The following is a 19388-nucleotide window of genomic DNA, read 5'->3' on the forward strand; positions in this document are numbered from 1 at the left end:
AGGAGGCGTCATGCAGCAGTCCGCCCATTTATCGCAGCCCGCACAATTGCCATTGTTCGAAGCCTTTCTCGCACAGCCGGTACTGCCAGGCCTGAAAAGTCGCGAGCAGTCGCGCAAGCCCGGCCAACCAGAACTGTTCAGTGAACTGTCCCTGCGCGGCGCGCCAGGGCACTGCCAAAGCCTGTTGGCCCCTATCCTGCGCGAGCTGAGCGAAGAAGATGACGCACGCTGGCTGACACTGATCGCACCGCCGGCGAGTCTCACACAAACCTGGCTGCGTGACGCCGGCCTGAATCGCGAACGCATCCTGCTGCTGCAACCCGGAAGCAACCAGAGCGCCCTGCAACTGGCCTGCGAAGCGCTACGTCTGGGTCATAGCCACACGGTGGTCAGCTGGTTCGGCAACGTCAATGCCAGCATCCGCCAACAGCTCGTTCGTGCCGCCACCTGCGGAAATGCACAAAGCCTGAACATCCGCCTCGGCTGATGTCCAGGCTTTGCCTGTGACGCACTGCAGTGATGGCCCAACTGGCGTGTTCAGTGCAGAACCCGCGGCCCTTCATCTCGCTCGAAGTCACCTTCGACCAGCTTACCTGCCATCTGCACACCAACGCTGAGCATGGCTTTGGCCACTTCTACATGCTGCCCCTGAAGAAATGCCTTGGCATCTTCGGAGAAATCCAGGGTAACCAGCGAACCCTCGTCCTCGGCACGGCGCAGTTCGATCCGGCCATCAGGCAATTCGACAATTTCTAGAAAGGACGTTGACATAAAGGGCCTGCTGTTCACGAAAGGCGAGTAGTGTACCAGCCGCGCCGACTGTCAGCACTCACTCAACGCTTCTCGGAAACGTCTTACAAGCCCTTTTAGGTCCTGCCGCCAGCGCTCCAACTCCGCCCGAGACAGCACGACATCCTCGACTTCATCGAGATTGACAGCCTGGATCAATGGCTGGGTGACATCTGTCTTGGCGACTTTCTTCGCGACCGGTGGTTGGAACAAATCGGCATAAGCCTTGATCAACTGCGCCAGCCAGGTCTGCGGTTGGCGTGCCAGCTCAAGCATCTCGGCCATTTCCGGAATGGCGACGGTCTTCAGCGTGTCATCGTTAAGCAACAGCTCTGCACGCGCGGCGTTCGCCTGGGGCAGACGATAGAAGCCGGCAATCTCATGGCACAGCCCGAGCAACGCCCCATACAAATGGAACACCGCCGCCTCGCGCTCAGCCTGGATCAGCCCCTGGGCATTCATGGCCTGGCTCTGCTCGGCCTTGGCCATGGACTCAAGAGCCAGGCCTGCAAAGAACAGTTTCTGGTTGGTGCGGGTGTAGAGTTCCTGGGCCATTTCGGATGACCTCCCATGGGCAGCAAGGCGAATAGCTGCATCATAAATGATTGGGGCCGCAAAGCGGCCCCAATTGCAACACCGACGAATCAGCGCTTGTCTTCGACCTTCCACGCCTTGCCGTCGTAGAACGCCTTCCAGCCTGTCGGCTTGCCATCGACCTCGGATTGCACGTACTGCTCCTTGGTCTTGCGGCTGTAGCGAATCACCGCCGGACGACCGTCCGGATCCTTCTGCGGTGCGTCGCAGAGGAAGTGATACTTCGGATCGATCTCATGCTTGTGCGGGATGATTTCCAGCACCAGCGGCGCACGGGTCTCGCGATTTTTCGGGAACTGGCTGGCCGCCAGGAACAACCCCGAAGCGCCGTCACGCAGCACGTAGGTGTCGTCGACCTTCTCGCACTTGAGCTCCGGCATGTCCACCTTGTCCATCTTCGGTGGCGCAGCCTCGCCGCTCTTGAGCAACTTGCGGGTGTTCTTGCACGCCGGGTTGGTGCAACCGAAGAACTTGCCGAAACGGCCAGTCTTGAGCTGCATCTCGCTGCCGCACTTGTCGCACTCCAGGCTCGGCCCTTCGTAGCCCTTGATGCGGTAGCTACCCTCTTCGATCTCGTAGCCAGGGCAATCCGGGTTGTTACCACAGATATGCAGCTTGTGCTTTTCGTCGAGCAGGTAGGCGTCCATCGCCGTCGAGCAGATCGGGCAGCGGTGCTTGCCACGCAGCACCAGCGACTCGGATTCACCCTCGTCGTCAGCTGCGATCTCGTCACCCGGCACCAGATTGACGGTGGCCTTGCAGCGCTCCTTCGGCGGCAGGCTGTAACCCGAGCAACCCAGGAACACCCCGGTCGAGGCGGTACGGATCATCATCGGCCGACCGCATTCCTTGCAGGCAATGTTGGTCAAGGTCGGCTGATTGGCTCGCATGCCGTTTTCGCTGGACTCTGCTGTCTGCAGCTTCTTGCTGAAATCACCGTAGAACTCGTCGAGCACGTTTTTCCAGTCACGCTCGCCCTGGGCCACGTCATCGAGATTCTCTTCCATGCCGGCGGTGAAGCCGTAGTCCATCAGGTTGGAGAAGCTTTCGGACAAGCGCTCGGTCACGATGTCGCCCATCTTCTCGGAATAGAAGCGGCGGTTGTGCAGGGTCACATAGCCGCGATCCTGGATGGTGGAAATGATCGCTGCATAGGTCGACGGACGACCGATACCACGTTTTTCCATTTCCTTGACCAGGCTCGCCTCGGTGAAACGCGCCGGCGGCTTGGTGAAGTGCTGGCTTGGGTCGAGCTGGATCAACTTGAGCGTCTCGCCCTGCCCCATTTCCGGCAGCACGTCGTCCTCGCCCGGCTTGGCCTGTTGCGGCAACACACGGGTGTAACCGTCGAACTTGAGAATACGGCCCTTGGCACGCAACTCGAAATCGCCAGCCGCCACGGTGACGCTCGTGGACAGGTACTGCGCCGGTGGCATCTGGCAGGCCAGGAACTGGCGCCAGATCAGCTCGTACAGGCGCTCGGCATCACGCTCCATGCCACTGAGCTTGCTCGGGTGGGTGTTGACGTCGGAGGGACGAATCGCTTCGTGCGCCTCCTGTGCGCCTTCCTTGCTGCCGTAGACGACCGGAGCGGCCGGCAAGTACTGCTTGCCGAACTCGCTTTCGATGTAGCTGCGCGCCATTTCAACGGCATCAGTCGACAGGTTGGTCGAGTCGGTACGCATGTAAGTGATGTAGCCAGCTTCATACAGACGCTGGGCCATCATCATGGTCTTCTTCACCCCGAAGCCCAGGCGGTTACTTGCCGCCTGCTGCAAGGTCGAGGTGATGAAGGGCGCCGATGGCTTGCTGCTGGTCGGGCGATCTTCACGCTTGATCACGCTGTAGCTGGAAGCCTTGAGCTTCTCCAGCGCCGCCATGGCCTGCGCTTCGTTCAACGGCTTGAAGGCTTCGCCGTTCTCGCGCGCCACTTCGAAGCGCACCTTGGCGTTCTTCGCCGTGCCCAGGTCAGCATGGACCTCCCAGTATTCTTCGGGATTGAACGCACGGATCTCGCGCTCACGCTCGACCACCAGCTTCACAGCCACCGATTGCACACGGCCGGCGGACAGGCCACGGGCGATCTTGGACCAAAGCAGCGGCGAAACCATGTAGCCCACCACGCGGTCGAGGAAGCGCCGCGCCTGCTGGGCATTGACCCGGGCGATATCCAGGTCACCAGGCTGCGAAAACGCCTCCTGAATGGCCTTCTTGGTGATTTCGTTGAACACCACGCGCTTGTAGCGGCTGTCGTCTCCCCCGATGGCTTCGCGCAGGTGCCAGGCAATGGCTTCCCCCTCGCGATCCAAGTCGGTTGCGAGATAGATGGTGTCGGCATCCTTGGCCAAACGACGCAACTCGTCGATCACCTTCTCCTTGCCGGGAAGGATCTCGTACTTGGCCTTCCAGCCGGCCTCTGGGTCGACACCCATGCGCGCCACCAGTTGGCGCCGGGCTTTCTCCTTCGGCGTCAGCGCCGGAGCCTCACTCACGGTCTTGCCGCGCTTGGCCGCCGGTTCCTTGGCCGTACTGGCCGAACCGCTGGTGGGGAGGTCTCGGATGTGGCCGATACTCGACTTCACCACGTACTGGCTGCCCAGGTACTTGTTGATGGTCTTGGCCTTGGCCGGGGATTCCACAATGACCAGCGATTTGCCCATGGATCGGAGTATTCCTGAATCTGAAGATGAAAAACGCGTCAGGTGCCGGACGCGGCACCGCTATATATAGTGGCAAAAGAGTGAGGTCAAGCGCGGTCGTTCACTCGCGAGGCTTCCCGGCCAGTGCCGCAAGCCCCTCTTCGGCCTTGACCAAAGCAAAGCGTGGCACCTGCTCGCCGTCAACCTCGACCGACTCCTGGAACATCGAAAGTGGCCGCACCCAAAACCCATAGTCACCATACAGGCATTGGTAGAACACCATCCACTCTTCGCTCTCCGAGTGCCGCGCAACGCTGAAGACACGGTACTCAGGCCCTTTGTAATGCCGGTATACGCCTGGTTGTATCTGCATGCTGCTCACCCTCTTGAACAAATCCTGTAAAAAACAAAAACCGGGGCACAAGGCCCCGGCTGCTGTCCTGCGAAGCGATCAGACGCGTTCGAAGACAGTGGTGATACCCTGACCCAGACCGACACACATGGTCGCAACACCCAGCGTACCGCCATTCTGCTTCATGACGTTGAGCAGAGTGCCGGAAATCCGCGCACCGGAGCAACCGAACGGGTGACCCAGGGCGATGGCGCCGCCGTGCAGGTTAACCTTCTCATCCATCTTGTCGAGCACTTTCAGATCCTTCAGCACTGGCAGGGCCTGTGCGGCGAAGGCTTCGTTGAGCTCGAAGAAATCGATGTCGGCGATGGTCAGACCCGCGCGCTTGAGGGCTTTCTGAGTCGAAGGCACCGGCCCATAACCCATGATCGCCGGATCCACACCGGCTACTGCCATCGAACGAATCACGGCCAATGGCTGGATGCCGAGGTCCATGGCACGCTGGCCGGACATGACGATCATGCACGAGGCACCGTCGGTAATCTGCGACGAGGTGCCAGCGGTGACAGTGCCACCCTTGGGGTTGAACGCCGGCTTGAGCGCAGCGAGGCCCTCGAGGGTGGTCTCGGGGCGAATGGTTTCGTCGTAGTCAAAGACCTTGAGGAAGCCGTTCTCGTCGTAGCCCTGCATCGGGATGATCTCATCCTTGAACTTGCCTTCGACCGTGGCCTTGTGGGCCAACTGGTGCGAACGCAGGCCGAACAGGTCCTGCTGCTCACGGGTGATGCCGTGCATCTTGCCGAGCATCTCCGCAGTCAGGCCCATCATCCCGGAAGCCTTGGCAGCGTGCAAGGACAGGTGCGGGTTCGGGTCGACGCCGTGCATCATGCTGACGTGCCCCATGTGCTCGACACCACCGATCACGAATACATCGCCGTTGCCGGTCATGATCGCCTGGGCAGCGGTGTGCAGCGCGCTCATCGACGAGCCGCACAGGCGGCTGACGGTCTGCGCAGCGGAAGTGTGCGGGATCGGGGTCATCAGCGACGCCATGCGCGCGATGTTCCACCCCTGCTCCAGGGTCTGGTTGACGCAGCCCCAGATCACATCCTCGACCTCTTTCGGATCGACCTTGTCGTTGCGCTCCAGCAGCTTGCTGATCAGGTGCGCCGACATGTCCTCGGCACGGGTGTTGCGGTGCATGCCACCCTTGGAACGGCCCATCGGCGTGCGACCGAAGTCGACAATCACCACGTCTCTTGGATTCAGGCTCATATCAATAATCTCGCTCTAGCTCGTGGCCGTTCAGTTGAAGAAGCGCTGGCCGTTTTTGGCCATTTCACGCAGCTTCGCAGTCGGGTGGTACAGCGGACCCAGATCGGCGTACTTGTCGGCCAGGGCAACGAACTCGGCGACACCGATCGAATCGATGTAGCGCAGCGCACCACCGCGGAAGGGAGGGAAACCGATGCCGTAGACCAGGCCCATGTCCGCCTCGGCTGCAGTTTCGACGATGCCATCTTCCAGGCAACGCACGGTCTCCAGGCACAGCGGCACCATCATCCAGTTGATGATGTCCTCGTCACTGACTTCACGCTGCTCGAAGATCACCGGCTTGAGCACGTCCAGCACGGACGCATCGGCGACTTTCTTCGGCTTGCCGCGCTTGTCGGTCTCGTAGGCATAGAAGCCCTTGCCGTTCTTCTGACCCAGGCGATTGGCTTCGTACAGGGCGTCGACGGCGGAGCGGCGGTCGTCCTTCATGCGGTCCGGGAAGCCTTCTGCCATCACGTCGCGACCATGGTGGCCGGTGTCGATGCCGACCACGTCCATCAAGTAGGCCGGGCCCATCGGCCAGCCGAACTTTTCCATGACCTTGTCGATACGCACGAAATCGACGCCTGCGCTGACCAGCTTGGCGAAGCCACCGAAGTACGGGAACAGTACGCGGTTGACCAGGAAGCCCGGGCAGTCGTTGACCACGATCGGATTCTTGCCCATTTTCTTGGCGTAGGCCACGGTGGTGGCGACAGCCACTTCACTGGACTTCTCGCCACGAATGACTTCGACCAGCGGCATCATGTGCACCGGGTTGAAGAAGTGCATGCCAACGAAGTTTTCCGGACGCTTGAGCGCCTTGGCCAGCAAGTTGATCGAAATGGTCGAGGTGTTCGACGCCAGAATCGCGTCTTCCTTGACCTGCCCTTCCACCTCGGCCAGCACCGCCTGCTTGACCTTCGGGTTCTCGACCACAGCCTCGACGACGATGTCGACGTTGGCGAAATCGCCATACGACAGGGTCGGGCGAATGGCGTTGAGAGCTTCGGCCATCTTCGCCGGGGTCAGGCGGCCTTTCTCGACGCGCTTGCCAAGCAGCTTGGACGCTTCGTTCAGGCCCAGCTGGATAGCTTCCTCGCGGATATCCTTCATCAGGATCGGCGTGCCCTTGACCGCCGACTGGTAGGCGATACCGCCGCCCATGATGCCGGCGCCGAGTACGGCGGCCTGTTTCACGTCACGAGCGATCTCGTCGTGGGCCTTGGCTTTGCGCTTGAGCTCCTGATCGTTCAGGAACAGGCCGATCAGGCTCTCGGCGACCGAGGTTTTGGCCAACTTGGCAAAACCGGCAGCTTCGACTTCCAATGCCTTGTCACGGCCAAAGTTGGCGGCCTTCTGGATGGTCTTGATGGCTTCGACCGGGGCCGGGTAGTTCGGGCCGGCTTGACCGGCGACAAAACCCTTGGCGGTTTCGAAGGCCATCATCTGCTCGATGGCATTGAGTTTGAGTTTCTCGAGCTTGGGCTGACGCTTGGACTTGTAGTCCAGCTCACCGGCGATGGCGCGCTTGATCAGGTCCAGAGCACCGGCCTGCAGCAGTTCAGGCGCGACCACGGCATCGACGGCACCCACTTTCAGGGCGTCTTCGGCGCGGTTTTCCTTGCCCGAGGCGATCCACTCGATGGCATTGTCCGAGCCGATCAGACGCGGCAGGCGAACGGTGCCGCCAAAGCCCGGGTAGATGCCCAGCTTGACTTCCGGCAGGCCGATCTTGGCGCTGCTGGACATGACGCGGTAATCCGCCGCCAGGCACATTTCCAGGCCGCCGCCCAGGGCGATGCCGTTGATGGCCACGACGGTCGGCACCGCGAGGTCTTCGAAGTCGCTGAAGATACGGTTGGCTTCCAGGTTGCCGGCCACCAGCTCGGCCTCGGGCAGCTTGAAATTGTCGACGAATTCGGTGATGTCGGCACCGACGATGAACACGTCCTTGCCGCTGCTGACGATCACACCCTTGATGGAAGCGTCGGCCTTGATGGTATCCACGGCCTGACGCAGCTCGTTCAGGGTAAGGCGGTTGAATTTGTTGACGGACTCACCCTTGAGGTCGAACTTCAGTTCGACGATGCCGCTTTCAAGAGCCTTAACCGTGATGGCTTTACCTTCGTAAATCATCAACTGATCTCCACGATATGGAAGCTGAACTGTACACGCCGATCACTGGCAGGAAGGCCATCTTCAAGCCCTCCCCCAGGCACACCCGTCAGCGCGCTAGTCGGGATTCTGTACGAGCGATGTGAACATACAAACGCTCAATTCATACGCCCGTTTGATTTGGGTACGCACACATTCTCCGAAAAGGTCCGCGTTGTCAAATGCTCGAAAGCACCCGGAAAACGCGACTTTCCAGTCATTTTGTAACACCAGGGGATAAAACATGATGACAGTGATTGTCGATCATTCATGTCGACAATCGACTAACGGGTTGGGGGGCTACTTGAGCTGTCAGCCTGCTGATTTTTCATGCGCACATTCGAGACAAGGGTCTACACTGCCCTCGAATCGAATGTTTTCCCGGCCTGCCTGGCCAGCTTCACCACTGTGGGATCAGGGTTGCCCTGCTCCCACTTTTTTTGCGCATGCCTCAGGCGAGGGTTTCGAGGGTGTGGGCAATATCCTGCAATACTGATTTTTCGCCGCGCTCGCTCCAGTACAAGGCGATCATGCGGGTATCGGCCTCCACCTTGTAGACATTGGCCGGCAACCGCGCAAAACACTCCGCCAGACGCGGCTCCTCGCAGGGTTCACGCCATTTGTTCCACCACACCCCCGGGCTGACCTGCCAATAGCACCAGCTATCCTCACGCCCCTTGCGCCGCCCTCGGTGATACTGCGGACATGGGCTTGGGGGCTCGCTTTCCAGCCAGTGCGGCCACTGCTGGGGCGCCAGTTGCATGGCCAGACCCATGCGTCGCCCCTCCAGGCGCAGGCTCATCTGTTCGCTCTGCTTGCGCGACGGTCGCAACCAGGCCAAAGGGCTGAGAATCAGCGCAAGGATTGACACCACCAGCCATACCGTCATATCTGTAGTTCCCATAAAGCGTTGCAAATGAGCGGGTTAGTCTTTTTCACGCAAGACCTGCCAGAAAGCGACCATACTTTCACTATTGCGATTGTCAGGAGTGCCGCTCATGTCCTACGAACATCTTCTGGTTGCCGTCGACCTGACCGAGGAATGCGACCCGGTGATCAAGCGTGCCATGAAGCTCGCCGAACCCACCGGAGCCAAGGTTTCCCTGGTGCATATCGTCGAGCCGATGGCCATGGCATTTGGTGGCGACGTGCCGATGGACCTGTCGCAACTGCAGCAACAGCAGTTCGACCAGGCCAAGGAACGCATGGATCGCCTGTTCAACAAATATCCAGACATCCAGCGCGGCGATTCGCACCTGACCTACGGCCAGCCGCGCCAGGAAATCCACCAACTGGCCAAGGACCAGAAGTGCGACCTGATCGTGGTCGGCAGCCATGGCCGCCATGGTCTGGCGCTGCTACTGGGTTCTACGGCCAATGACGTGCTGCATGGGGCACCGTGCGATGTACTGGCGGTGCGCTTGCAGAAGAAAGAATGATATAGCCCGAGCCGGCCCTATCGCTGGGACTTGTCCCGCGATAGGGCCGGCTCGATCGACTCAACCTTCCAGCTCGGCCCAGCGCTCGACCAGCACATCCAACTCAGCCTGCAACTTCTCGAGCTTGGCCAGCACGTCCGACGTTTCGCCAATCGGCCGCTGATAGAAGCCAGGCGCGTTCACCTCTTCCTGCAGCACCGCCATCTTCTGCTCCAGCGCATCGATCTGCCCAGGCAGCATCTCCAGCTCACGCTGCAGTTTGTAGCTCAGCTTTTTCTTGCTGCTGTCGGCCACCACAGGCGCCACGGGCTCCGGGGCGACCTCGACCGCAACCTTCTCGACCACGGCACTGTTGAGCTCGGACTTGCCGCCCTTGCTCTCGGTCACGCCCAACAGCTTCGGCGAGCCCCCCTGGCGGATCCAGTCTTCATAGCCACCCACGTACTCACGCACCTTGCCCTCACCCTCGAACACCAGGGTGCTGGTGACCACGTTGTCGAGGAAGGCCCGGTCGTGGCTGACCATCAGTACCGTGCCCTTGAAGTTGGACAGCACTTCCTCGAGCAGCTCGAGCGTCTCGACGTCCAGGTCGTTGGTCGGCTCGTCCAGCACCAGCAAGTTGGCCGGTTTGCTGAACAGCTTGGCCAGCAACAGACGCGCACGCTCACCACCAGACAGCGCCTTGACCGGCGTGCGTGCACGCTGGGGGCTGAACAGGAAGTCACCGAGGTAGCTCAGCACGTGGCGATTCTGACCATCGATCTCGATGAAGTCGCGACCTTCGGCGAGGTTGTCGATCACCGTCTTCTCGAGGTCGAGCTGGTGACGCATCTGGTCGAAGTAGGCCACCTCCAGCTTGGTGCCGCGATCGACCTTGCCGGCGGTCGGCTCCAGGTCACCCAGCATGAGCTTGAGCAAGGTGGTCTTGCCGGTGCCGTTGGCGCCGAGCAGGCCGATGCGGTCCTGGCGCTGCAGGACCATGGAGAAATCCTTGACCAGCTTCGGCCCCTGAGGGTGCGCGAAGCTTACGTTTTCCAGCACCATCACCTGCTTGCCGGACTTGTCGGCGACCTCGATCTGGATGTTCGCCCTGCCCTGGCGCTCGCGACGCTCGCTGCGCTCCACGCGCAGGGCCTTGAGGGCACGCACACGGCCTTCGTTACGGGTACGCCGGGCCTTGATGCCCTGGCGGATCCAGACCTCTTCCTGGGCCAGGCGCTTGTCGAACAGCGCATTGGCGGTTTCCTCGGCGGCCAGCGCAGCCTCCTTGTGCACCAGGAAGCTGGCGTAGTCGCCGTTCCAGTCAATCAGCCCGCCGCGGTCCAGCTCGAGGATTCGCGTGGCCAGGTTCTGCAGGAACGAGCGGTCGTGAGTGATGAACAACACGGCGCCGTTGAAGCCGCTCAGGGCCTCTTCGAGCCAGGCGATGGCACCGATGTCCAGGTGGTTGGTCGGTTCGTCGAGCAGCAGCAGGTCAGGCTCGGACACCAGCGCCTGGGCCAGCAGCACGCGACGGCGCCAGCCGCCGGACAGCTCGGCGAGGGTCTTGTCGGCCGGCAGCTGCAGGCGGCTCAGGGTGCTCTCCACGACCTGCTGCAGACGCCAGCCGTCGCGGGCCTCCAGCTCATGCTGGACATGCATCAGCTTGTCCAGGTCAGCATCATTCTGGATGTTCTGGCTCAGGTGGTGATATTCGGCGAGCAGCGCACCGACGCCGTCGAGGCCCTCGGCGACCACATCGAACACGCTGCGATCGTCGGCCACCGGCAATTCCTGCGGAAGCTCACCGATCTTCAGTGCCGGCGCACGCCAGATTTCCCCTTCGTCGGGTTTCTGCTCACCCTTGACCAGGCGCAACATGCTCGACTTGCCGGTGCCGTTACGGCCGATAATGCACACCCGCTCGCCACGGGCGATCTGCCAGGACACTTTGTCCAGCAGCGGCATGGCGCCGAACGCGAGGGACACATCGCTGAATTTGAGCAGGGTCATGATCATCTCCAAAAACCGGGCGCGCATTCTACCTGACTTTCGCGGCTACTTCGCCCCTGCGTGACATTCCGGGTGCGATGGCAGCGAGCGCTTGGCGACGCGTTGTCGGTGTTAACGATTCGATACAAGCACAGTGCTTTCATCCATCGCCGGCAAACGGCTAAGCTAAGGAAACTAGATTTCAACAGTGCTGGCTTCGCCGTCACTTTTCATGGTTCAACTGCCCGGACGTATCATGCGCAGCCGCCTGTTCCAATTCGTTTCCTGCCTGGTGCTCACCGCTACGACCGCGAGTGCTGCACAGGCCATCGACATCACCCAGCAGCGCCAGTACTACGACGAGGCCAAGCGTGCCCTCGCCAAAGGTGACAAGGGTCCCTACCTGCGCTATGCCCAAGCGCTCAGCGACTATCCGCTCACACCCTACCTGGCCTACGACGAACTCACCGCGCGGCTGAAGACTGCCAGCAACGAGGAAGTCGAAGGCTTCCTCGCCAAACACGGTGACCTGCCCCAGGCCAACTGGATGAAACTGCGCTGGTTGCGCTGGCAGGCCGAACGCGGCGACTGGAAGACCTTCGCCAAATACTACGACCCGAAGCTGAACTTCACCGAACTGGATTGCCTCAACGGCCAGTACCAGTTGACCAACGGCCTGCGCGCCGAAGGTTTCGCGACTGCCGAAAAACTGTGGAACGTCGGCAAGTCGCAACCTGCGGCCTGCGACACCTTGTTCGGCCTGTGGGCCGCAGAAGGCCAGCTCACCGAGGCCCGCCGCTGGCAGCGTGCGAAACTGGCGGCCGAGGCGCGCAACTACAGCCTGGCCAACAACCTGGTGCAAACGCTCACCACACTCGGCCCGCAAGGCAAGCTGCTGGTCGATGTGGCGCAGAAACCCGAGCTGCTCAAGCAGCCTTCGCGCTTCATGCCGGTCAACGAAGCGATGTCCGATGTGGTCAGCCTCGGCCTGCGCCGCCTGGCTCGGCAAGATCCCGAGCAAGCCATGGCACTGCTCGACGACTACGCCCAGCGCATGCATTTTTCCCGCGACGAGAAGGTCGCCATCGCCCGCGAAATCGGCCTCACGCTGGCACGGCGCTACGATCCGCGTGCCCTCGACCTGATGACCCGCTACGACCCTGAACTGCGCGACAACACCGTCAGCGAATGGCGCATGCGCCTACTGCTGCGTCTCGGGCGCTGGGAAGAAGCCTACGAACTGAGCCGCCGCCTGCCCCAGGATCTGGCCGACAGCAGCCGCTGGCGCTACTGGCAGGCACGCAGCCTGGAGCTGGCACAACCCAACAATCCGCAGATTCCGCTGCTCTACAAGAACGTCTCGCGTGAGCGCGACTTCTATGGTTTTCTTGCTGCCGATCGCGCACAAACACCGTACCAGCTCAACAACAAGCCCCTGGTACTGAGCCAGCAGTTGATCAACAAGGTGCGTAACACCCCCGGCGTGCGCCGCGCTCTGGAGTTCCACGCCCGCGGCCAGATCGTCGAGGGGCGCCGCGAGTGGTACCACGTCAGCCGCCACTTCAACCGTGACGAAATGGTCGCCCAGGCCCGCCTGGCCTACGACCTGCGCTGGTACTTCCCGGCTATCCGCACCATCAGCCAGGCCAAGTACTGGGACGACCTGGACATCCGCTTCCCGATGGCCCACCGCGACACCCTGGTGCGCGAAGCCAAAGTCCGCGGCCTGCACTCGAGCTGGGTATTCGCCATCACCCGTCAGGAAAGTGCCTTCATGGACGATGCCCGCTCGCCAGTAGGCGCCAGCGGCCTGATGCAACTGATGCCAGGAACCGCCAAGGAGACCGCGCGCAAGTTCAGCATTCCGCTGGCCTCGCCTGCGCAGGTGCTCGATCCGGACAAGAACATCCAGCTCGGCGCCGCCTACCTGAGCCAGGTGCACGGCCAGTTCAACGGCAACCGCGTGCTGGCGTCGGCCGCCTACAACGCAGGCCCCGGTCGCGTACGTCAGTGGCTCAAGGGCGCCAAGCACCTGAGCTTCGATGTCTGGGTCGAGTCGATCCCGTTCGATGAGACACGTCAGTATGTGCAGAACGTGCTGTCGTACTCGGTGATCTATGGCCAGAAACTGAACGCACCCCAACCGTTGGTGGACTGGCACGAACGCTACTTCGACGACATGTGATCCGGCCCAGGCCCTGTCGGAGCAACCGACAGGGCCTCATGTCGGACCGGGTTAACTTTCGGTTAATCAGTCTGCTCCAGCATGGTGCACTCAATGCACTGCCAAGGCGTCGACATGCGTGTTCTCCTGCTCTTCCTGACATTCCTGCTCGCCGGCCCGCTCCAGGCCAATCCCTTCGCTCCCAAGTCGGATTTCCTGCCGGTGAATCAGGCTTTCGTCCTGAGCCAGGACCGCTTGCCTTCCGGGCAGATGCGCCTGTATTTCCAGATCAAGGATGGCTACTACCTCTACCAGAAGCGCCTGAAGTTCGACGGCATTCCCGTCGATCAGCAACCGCAACTGCCTGCGGCTCTCAACCATCATGACGAGTTCTTCGGCGACAGCGCCGTCTATCGCACCGAACTCGAGTTGCTGCTGCCCGCCAACGCCACTGGCGAACTGCGACTGGGCTGGCAGGGCTGCGCCGATGCCGGGCTATGCTATCCACCGCAAACCACCGTGATCGACCTGGGCGGCCAGCCGGCTTCTGCTGCGCCAGCGGCACCGGATGGCGGACAAGCCAGCGACCAGGCCCTGGCCAGCGGCCTTCAGCACAGCAGCCTGGCCTGGAGCCTGCTGGCGTTCTTCGGCCTGGGTCTGCTGCTGGCCTTCACCCCCTGCTCGCTACCGATGCTGCCCATCCTCGCCGGGTTGGTCATGGGCAATGGTGCCAGTGCACGACGTGGCTGGATTCTGGCCGGCGTCTACGTTCTGAGCATGGCCTTGGTGTACGCCGCACTGGGTGTGGTCGCCGCGCTGCTCGGCGCCAGCCTGCAGGCCTGGCTACAGCAACCTTGGCTGCTGGGCAGCCTGGCCGGCCTGTTCGTGATCCTCGCCCTGCCGATGTTCGGGGCCTTCGAACTGCAACTGCCCGCCGCCGTGCGTGACCGCCTCGATCGTGCAGGCCAGGGAGCGCGTGGCGGCAACCTGTATGGCGCAGCGTTGCTTGGCGCGCTCTCGGGCCTGCTGATGGGGCCGTGCATGACCGCGCCACTGGCCGGTGCGCTGCTCTATATCGCGCAGAGCGGCGATGTGGTTCAGGGTGCGCTGGTGCTGTTCAGCCTGGGGCTGGGCATGGGCGTACCACTGCTGTTGCTGGTCACCCTGGGCAACCGCTACCTGCCACGCCCTGGAGCCTGGATGAACCTGGTCAAGGGCGTGTTCGGCTTCGTCTTCCTGGCAATGGCGCTGTACACCCTGCGCAGCCTGCTGCCAGAACCACTGCTGCTGGCACTGGTCGGCGCCTGGCTGATTGCCCTGGCCTGGGCTGCATGGCCTGCCCTGCAGCGTCTGCCGGCACTACGAGCCCTGCCGTTGCTGGGTGCGCTCTGGGGTGGCCTGTTGCTGGTCGGCGCTGCCGCGGGTGGCAGCGATCTGTGGCAACCGCTGCAGCCATTCACCGGTGGTGGCGCCGCGCCGATGAGCAGCGCCCATGACCAGCGGGTCATCACCATCGACAACCCGCAGGACCTGCAGCGCGAACTGGATGCCGCCAAGGCGCGCAACCAATGGGTGTTAGTCGACTACTACGCCGACTGGTGCGTATCGTGCAAAGTGATGGAGAAACAGGTATTTGCCCGCAGCGACGTGCAGGCCAGCCTCGACGGCGTGCAATTGCTGCGCCTGGATGTCACTGCCGACACCCCCGCCAGCCGCGCATTGCTGCAGCGCTACCAGGTTCCAGGCCCGCCCAGCCTGATCTGGATCGGCCCGGAAGGTGACGAGCGCCGTGCCCGGCGCATCACCGGCGAAATCGACGCGGCAGCGTTCCTGCAACACTGGGCCCAGACCAGGAGTCAAGGTTGATGCTGACGGTAACCCTGGGGCCATTGACCATGGCCCTGAACCACCTGCTGCTGCTCAGTGCATTGGGCATCGCTTGCCTGGTCGGCTGGTGGGTGGCCCGCCGTGGCGGCGAAAGCCCCGAGTCGGCACTGTTCAATCTGTTTCTGGTCGGAGTCCTCAGCGCCCGTGCAGGCTTCGTCCTGGAGTACTGGGCGATGTACCACGACGAGCCACTGCAGATCATCGACATTCGCGATGGCGGCTTCCAACTCTGGAGCGGCCTGGCGGGCATCGTCGCTGCTGCCTTGTGGCAAGGTCGACGCCGTCCGGGCCTGCGCCGGCCACTGGGCTGGGCACTGTTCAGCGGCGCCCTGTTCTGGGGGCTGGCAAGCCTGGGCAGCCACCTGTACAGCAAAGGCACCGAACTGCCCGATCTGAGCCTGCGCAACGCCAGCGGCGAGTCAGTGGCCCTGCACAGCTACCGCGGCACACCCCTGGTCATCAACATCTGGGCCACCTGGTGCCCACCGTGCCGACGGGAGATGCCCGTGCTGCAGCAGGCCCAGAGCGACTACCCCGACGTGACCTTCCTGTTCGTCAACCAAGGCGAAACACCCGAAAGCGTCAGTACCTTCCTCGCCACGACCGGCCTGAGCCTGAACCACGTGCTGTTCGACGGCAGTGGGCAACTGGCGCAACGGGTCGGCTCCATGGCCCTGCCCACCACTTTGTTCTACAACGCCGAGGGCCGCCTGGTCGGCAGCCATCTCGGCGAGCTGTCCCGCGCCAGCCTGCACAACGCCCTGGAACCTTTGAAGCGGGCCGTGGCGCCCGCCCCCGCCGTACAAGGAAAATGACATGCGACTGACTGCTCTCCTGCCCCTCTCCCTGGCCCTGCTCGTCGCGCCCCTGGCCCAAGCAGAGCCCTGGCCCAAGCCGATCCAGCAGATGGAGGCCAAGGGCGCGGTGATCAAGGGCACGTTCGACGCGCCCAATGGCCTGCGCGGCTATGCCGCCGAGTACCATAGCAACGGCATCGCCCTGTATTTGACCCCCGACGGCAAGCACGTACTGGTTGGCAGCCTGTTCGATGAACAAGGCCAGGACCTGAGCGCCGAGCCATTGGACAAGCTGGTCTACACACCGATGAGCAAGGAAATCTGGGCGAAGATGGAAAAGACCGCCTGGATCCAGGACGGCAAGGCCGATGCGCCACGCATCGTCTACCTGTTCAGCGACCCCAACTGCCCGTACTGCAACATGTTCTGGCAACAGGCGCGGCCTTGGGTCGACTCGGGCAAGGTGCAATTGCGGCATATCATGGTCGGCATCATCCGTCCGGACAGCCCGGGCAAGTCCGCCGCGCTGTTGTCGGCGAAAGACCCTGCCAAGGCACTGCAAGACCACGAAAGCGCTGGCAAGGCCAGCACGCTCAAGGCACTGGACACCATTCCCGAACCCACACAGAAGCAACTCGCAGCCAACCAGGCGTTGATGGAAGAAATGGGGCTGGGCGCAACGCCTGCGATCTTCTACCAGGATGAACAGGGACAACTGCAAAGCCAACAAGGCGCGCCACGCCCGGAAATGCTCGGCAAGATTCTGGGCAAGCGCTGACCTGATAAATCTGTCAGGTGCGAGACCGACGCAGTCTCCCTAGACTCCTCTTATCGCACCCTCGCGGCCACGCGATCGGTGCGCAGGATGCGATGAGAAGAGGGATCGCCGATGCCTGCCACCAAGGCTGCACGCTACCATGCCGAAACACCGGACGTGACGGTGCTGTCCGGTGCAGCAGGCGCTATGGTGACGCTGCGCCTGCTGCGCTCCCCGCAGGATGGAGCAGACATACCCGCAGCAAAACTGCTGCGTAACCGCATCCATGCAGATGCACTGACCCGCACCGTCCGCCAGTTCGGTGCCCGAGCATTGCAGGTATCGGCAGGCACAACGACGCTGGCCGATGCCACGACGGTCGCCAGCCTCGGCGGCCGGCAGTTGAAGCTGCACACCACCGACGGCGATACCTCACTGTCGCTTGATGATGCCACTGGTCGACCGCTGTGGACCTGCAACGCCCAGGGTACCCACCACACGCACACCTATGAAACCCCAGATCAAGGCGGGCGCAAAAGCGCGGTTTTCGAGCAACCGGCCGCCGGCATCGCACGTATGCGCGAGCGCCTGGTGTATGCACCAGCCACTGCTGCCGACCGCCAGCGCAACCTGGCAGGTGCCACGCTCAAGCATTTCGACAACGCAGGCCTGACCCACACAGCCTTGCTATCGCTGACCAGCAAACCTCTCGAAACCCGGCAACAGCTGTTGCAGCCTCACGCCGAACAACCCGATTGGGCTGGCAGCAGTGAGGGTGATCTGGAAGAGAACATACTGATCACCGTTAACCGATACAACGCAGTGGGCGATGTGCTGGTACGCACCAACGCAGCCGGGGTCACGAGCTCTAAGACACTGGACGTCAGTGGCGCAGTACGCCAGATACATTTGCGCCAGGGTGCCAAGGAGGCCATGGCGCTCGCGGCAGTCACGCGCAGGGCCGATGGCATGGTCACGGCGCAGACGTCTGGCAATGGCGTGGTCGACCTCTATGGCTACTCGCCCACCAGTCAGCGCCTGATTCAACATCGTACGCAGCGCCCAATTGATCATGCGCTGGGCTATCTGCTGATCAGCGACCTGCACTATGGCTACGATCCCGCAGGCAACATCCTCGCCCTCGATGACCAAGGTGCCGACCCTCAGTGGCATGACAACCAACAGTCCGACGGCCTGCGCGAATACGCCTACGACACCCTCTACCGCCTGGTCGAGGCCAGCGGGCGCGAGCGCAGCCCGGTCGGTGCCTACTGGTCGTCCTCCTTCGGAACGTCCGACCGCAAGGGCGGCATGGTCTGGACACCTTACAGCGAACGCTACGAATACGACGACGGTGACAACCTGATCACCTTGAGTCACAACGGTGGTGCCGGCAAGCGCACACAGCACCTGTGTGTGTCGACCCAGAGCAACCGCGCAATGCCCGAGGGCCAGGGGCTGACACCAGACAACGGCTTCCTGCCTGGCGGCCTGCAGAAACAACTGGTCGATGGCCGGGCACTGGCTTGGTTGGCCGATCACCAGCTGGCTCAGGTGTCGCTGATCAAACGCGCCAACGGAGCGGCGGATGATATCGAGCAGTACCGCTACGCCAATGGCGGCACCCGCCGTCGCAAAATCAGTACGGTGCGCATGGCCAACGCAATCCAGACCACCCTGACGACCTATATCGATGACTGCGAGGTACGCCTGCGCACGCTCGAAGGCCAGCCCCAGGCGCTCAAGCAGGTGGTGATCAGCGAAGTCGAGCAGGTGCGTTGGATTGAAAATCGCCTGAGTACCGAGGTTCACCTGCGCTATGGATTTAGCGATCATCTGGGCAGCAGTGCGGGAGAAACGGACGAGGCGGGAAACATCGTCTCGCGTGAGGAATACAGCCCCTATGGCGAAACAGTTGGCCTGGATGAGCAGGCAGCGGAAGTCGACGGATTAACCCAACGTACGTCGCGCCAGGCCGGCAAGGAGCTCGATGCCAGCGGTCTTTACTACTACGGCTGGCGATACTATCAGACGGGGTTGGGCCGATGGCTGAGTGCCGATCCCGGTGGGCTTGTTGATGGCCCGAATCTGTATCGGATGAATAGAAATAATCCTCTGCGCTTTCGTGACGCTATGGGGATGTCTCCAGAAGACGATCCGAGCAACCCGAATATAACAATAGACGTCATAAAAATTATCGCAGCCGCACTTACTCTTTTTCTTTCGTACACGCCACTTGGTTATCAGGTAGCCGCTAACTGGGTGAAAGGCATACCCGTGGTAGCCACCTTATTGCAGCACCTTCGATCATTCGACGGCTTAACACTCGCAGGCGTCAATATTAGCAGGGTAGCCACCATCGCTCTTGTCTCAGAGCTACTTTACTACGACTATCACGGCATCGATGATAGCCGCACGACATGGTTACGCGAGACGACTAACATTTCATCTACCGTATCCGTTCTTGCTCCACTTGTTCGAACGCATATCAAGGATCACCTGAAGGGGATAAATGATCTAAGAGAGGG

15 protein-coding genes are annotated in these 19388 nt (G+C 61.7%); 7 read left to right on the forward strand and 8 right to left on the reverse strand.

Annotated elements, in window-relative coordinates; genetic code table 11:
* Positions 1-10: 10 nt before the first annotated feature.
* Positions 11-487 (forward strand): SOS-induced cell division inhibitor SulA, encoded by a 477-nt coding sequence (gene sulA, locus APH44_RS21555; RefSeq protein ID WP_054894446.1) that lies wholly within the window; start codon positions 11-13, stop codon positions 485-487.
* A gap of 50 nt (positions 488-537) precedes the next feature.
* On the opposite strand, the gene APH44_RS29375 is transcribed toward sulA, so the two are convergent.
* The 7 genes from APH44_RS29375 to APH44_RS21590 form a co-directional block, all read right to left on the reverse strand.
* Positions 538-771: a hypothetical protein gene (locus APH44_RS29375; protein WP_011534820.1), complete on the reverse strand. Its 234-nt coding sequence runs from the start codon at positions 769-771 to the stop codon at positions 538-540.
* Positions 772-822: 51 nt separating this feature from the next.
* Positions 823-1344: a DUF6586 family protein gene (locus tag APH44_RS21565; protein ID WP_054894447.1), complete on the reverse strand. Its 522-nt coding sequence runs from the start codon at positions 1342-1344 to the stop codon at positions 823-825.
* Between the two features lie 89 nt (positions 1345-1433).
* Positions 1434-4043: a type I DNA topoisomerase gene (gene topA, locus APH44_RS21570; protein WP_054894448.1), complete on the reverse strand. Its 2610-nt coding sequence runs from the start codon at positions 4041-4043 to the stop codon at positions 1434-1436.
* A gap of 100 nt (positions 4044-4143) precedes the next feature.
* Positions 4144-4395 carry a DUF1653 domain-containing protein gene (locus APH44_RS21575; RefSeq protein WP_054894449.1) on the reverse strand — a complete coding sequence of 84 codons (252 nt, stop codon included), beginning with the start codon at positions 4393-4395 and terminating at the stop codon, positions 4144-4146.
* A 78-nt stretch (positions 4396-4473) separates the two neighbouring features.
* Positions 4474-5649 carry an acetyl-CoA C-acyltransferase FadA gene (gene fadA / locus APH44_RS21580; RefSeq protein ID WP_054894450.1) on the reverse strand — a complete coding sequence of 392 codons (1176 nt, stop codon included), beginning with the start codon at positions 5647-5649 and terminating at the stop codon, positions 4474-4476.
* Positions 5650-5679: 30 nt separating this feature from the next.
* Positions 5680-7827: a fatty acid oxidation complex subunit alpha FadB gene (gene fadB, locus APH44_RS21585; RefSeq protein ID WP_054894451.1), complete on the reverse strand. Its 2148-nt coding sequence runs from the start codon at positions 7825-7827 to the stop codon at positions 5680-5682.
* Between the two features lie 469 nt (positions 7828-8296).
* Positions 8297-8734, reverse strand: coding sequence for a hypothetical protein (locus APH44_RS21590; protein WP_054894452.1), 438 nt, complete (start codon positions 8732-8734; stop codon positions 8297-8299).
* Between the two features lie 109 nt (positions 8735-8843).
* On the opposite strand from APH44_RS21590, the gene APH44_RS21595 reads away from it, so the two are divergent.
* Complete coding sequence (locus APH44_RS21595) at positions 8844-9284, forward strand: universal stress protein (RefSeq protein ID WP_054894453.1); 441 nt, start codon at positions 8844-8846, stop codon at positions 9282-9284.
* Between the two features lie 60 nt (positions 9285-9344).
* Here the strand turns inward: APH44_RS21595 and APH44_RS21600 are convergent, their stop codons facing one another.
* Positions 9345-11276 (reverse strand): ATP-binding cassette domain-containing protein, encoded by a 1932-nt coding sequence (locus APH44_RS21600; protein WP_054894454.1) that lies wholly within the window; start codon positions 11274-11276, stop codon positions 9345-9347.
* 235 nt (positions 11277-11511) lie between these two features.
* Between APH44_RS21600 and APH44_RS21605 the strand changes: the two genes are divergently transcribed.
* From APH44_RS21605 to APH44_RS21625, 5 genes are all read left to right on the forward strand, one after another.
* Positions 11512-13440: a transglycosylase SLT domain-containing protein gene (locus APH44_RS21605; protein WP_054894455.1), complete on the forward strand. Its 1929-nt coding sequence runs from the start codon at positions 11512-11514 to the stop codon at positions 13438-13440.
* 114 nt (positions 13441-13554) lie between these two features.
* Entirely contained in the window at positions 13555-15285 is a 1731-nt protein-coding gene (gene dsbD, locus APH44_RS21610; protein ID WP_054894462.1) for a protein-disulfide reductase DsbD, read from the forward strand.
* Positions 15285-16121: a TlpA disulfide reductase family protein gene (locus APH44_RS21615; protein ID WP_054894456.1), complete on the forward strand. Its 837-nt coding sequence runs from the start codon at positions 15285-15287 to the stop codon at positions 16119-16121. The genes dsbD and APH44_RS21615 overlap by 1 nt, the downstream gene beginning before the upstream one ends.
* Position 16122: 1 nt before the next feature.
* Entirely contained in the window at positions 16123-16881 is a 759-nt protein-coding gene (gene dsbG, locus APH44_RS21620; protein WP_054894457.1) for a thiol:disulfide interchange protein DsbG, read from the forward strand.
* Between the two features lie 111 nt (positions 16882-16992).
* Positions 16993-19388: RHS repeat-associated core domain-containing protein (locus tag APH44_RS21625; protein WP_054894458.1), on the forward strand; the 2396-nt coding region annotated here is incomplete at its 3' end.

The organism is Pseudomonas sp. NBRC 111143, assembly GCF_001320965.1.
Classification (GTDB): Bacteria; Pseudomonadota; Gammaproteobacteria; order Pseudomonadales; family Pseudomonadaceae; genus Aquipseudomonas; species Aquipseudomonas machongensis.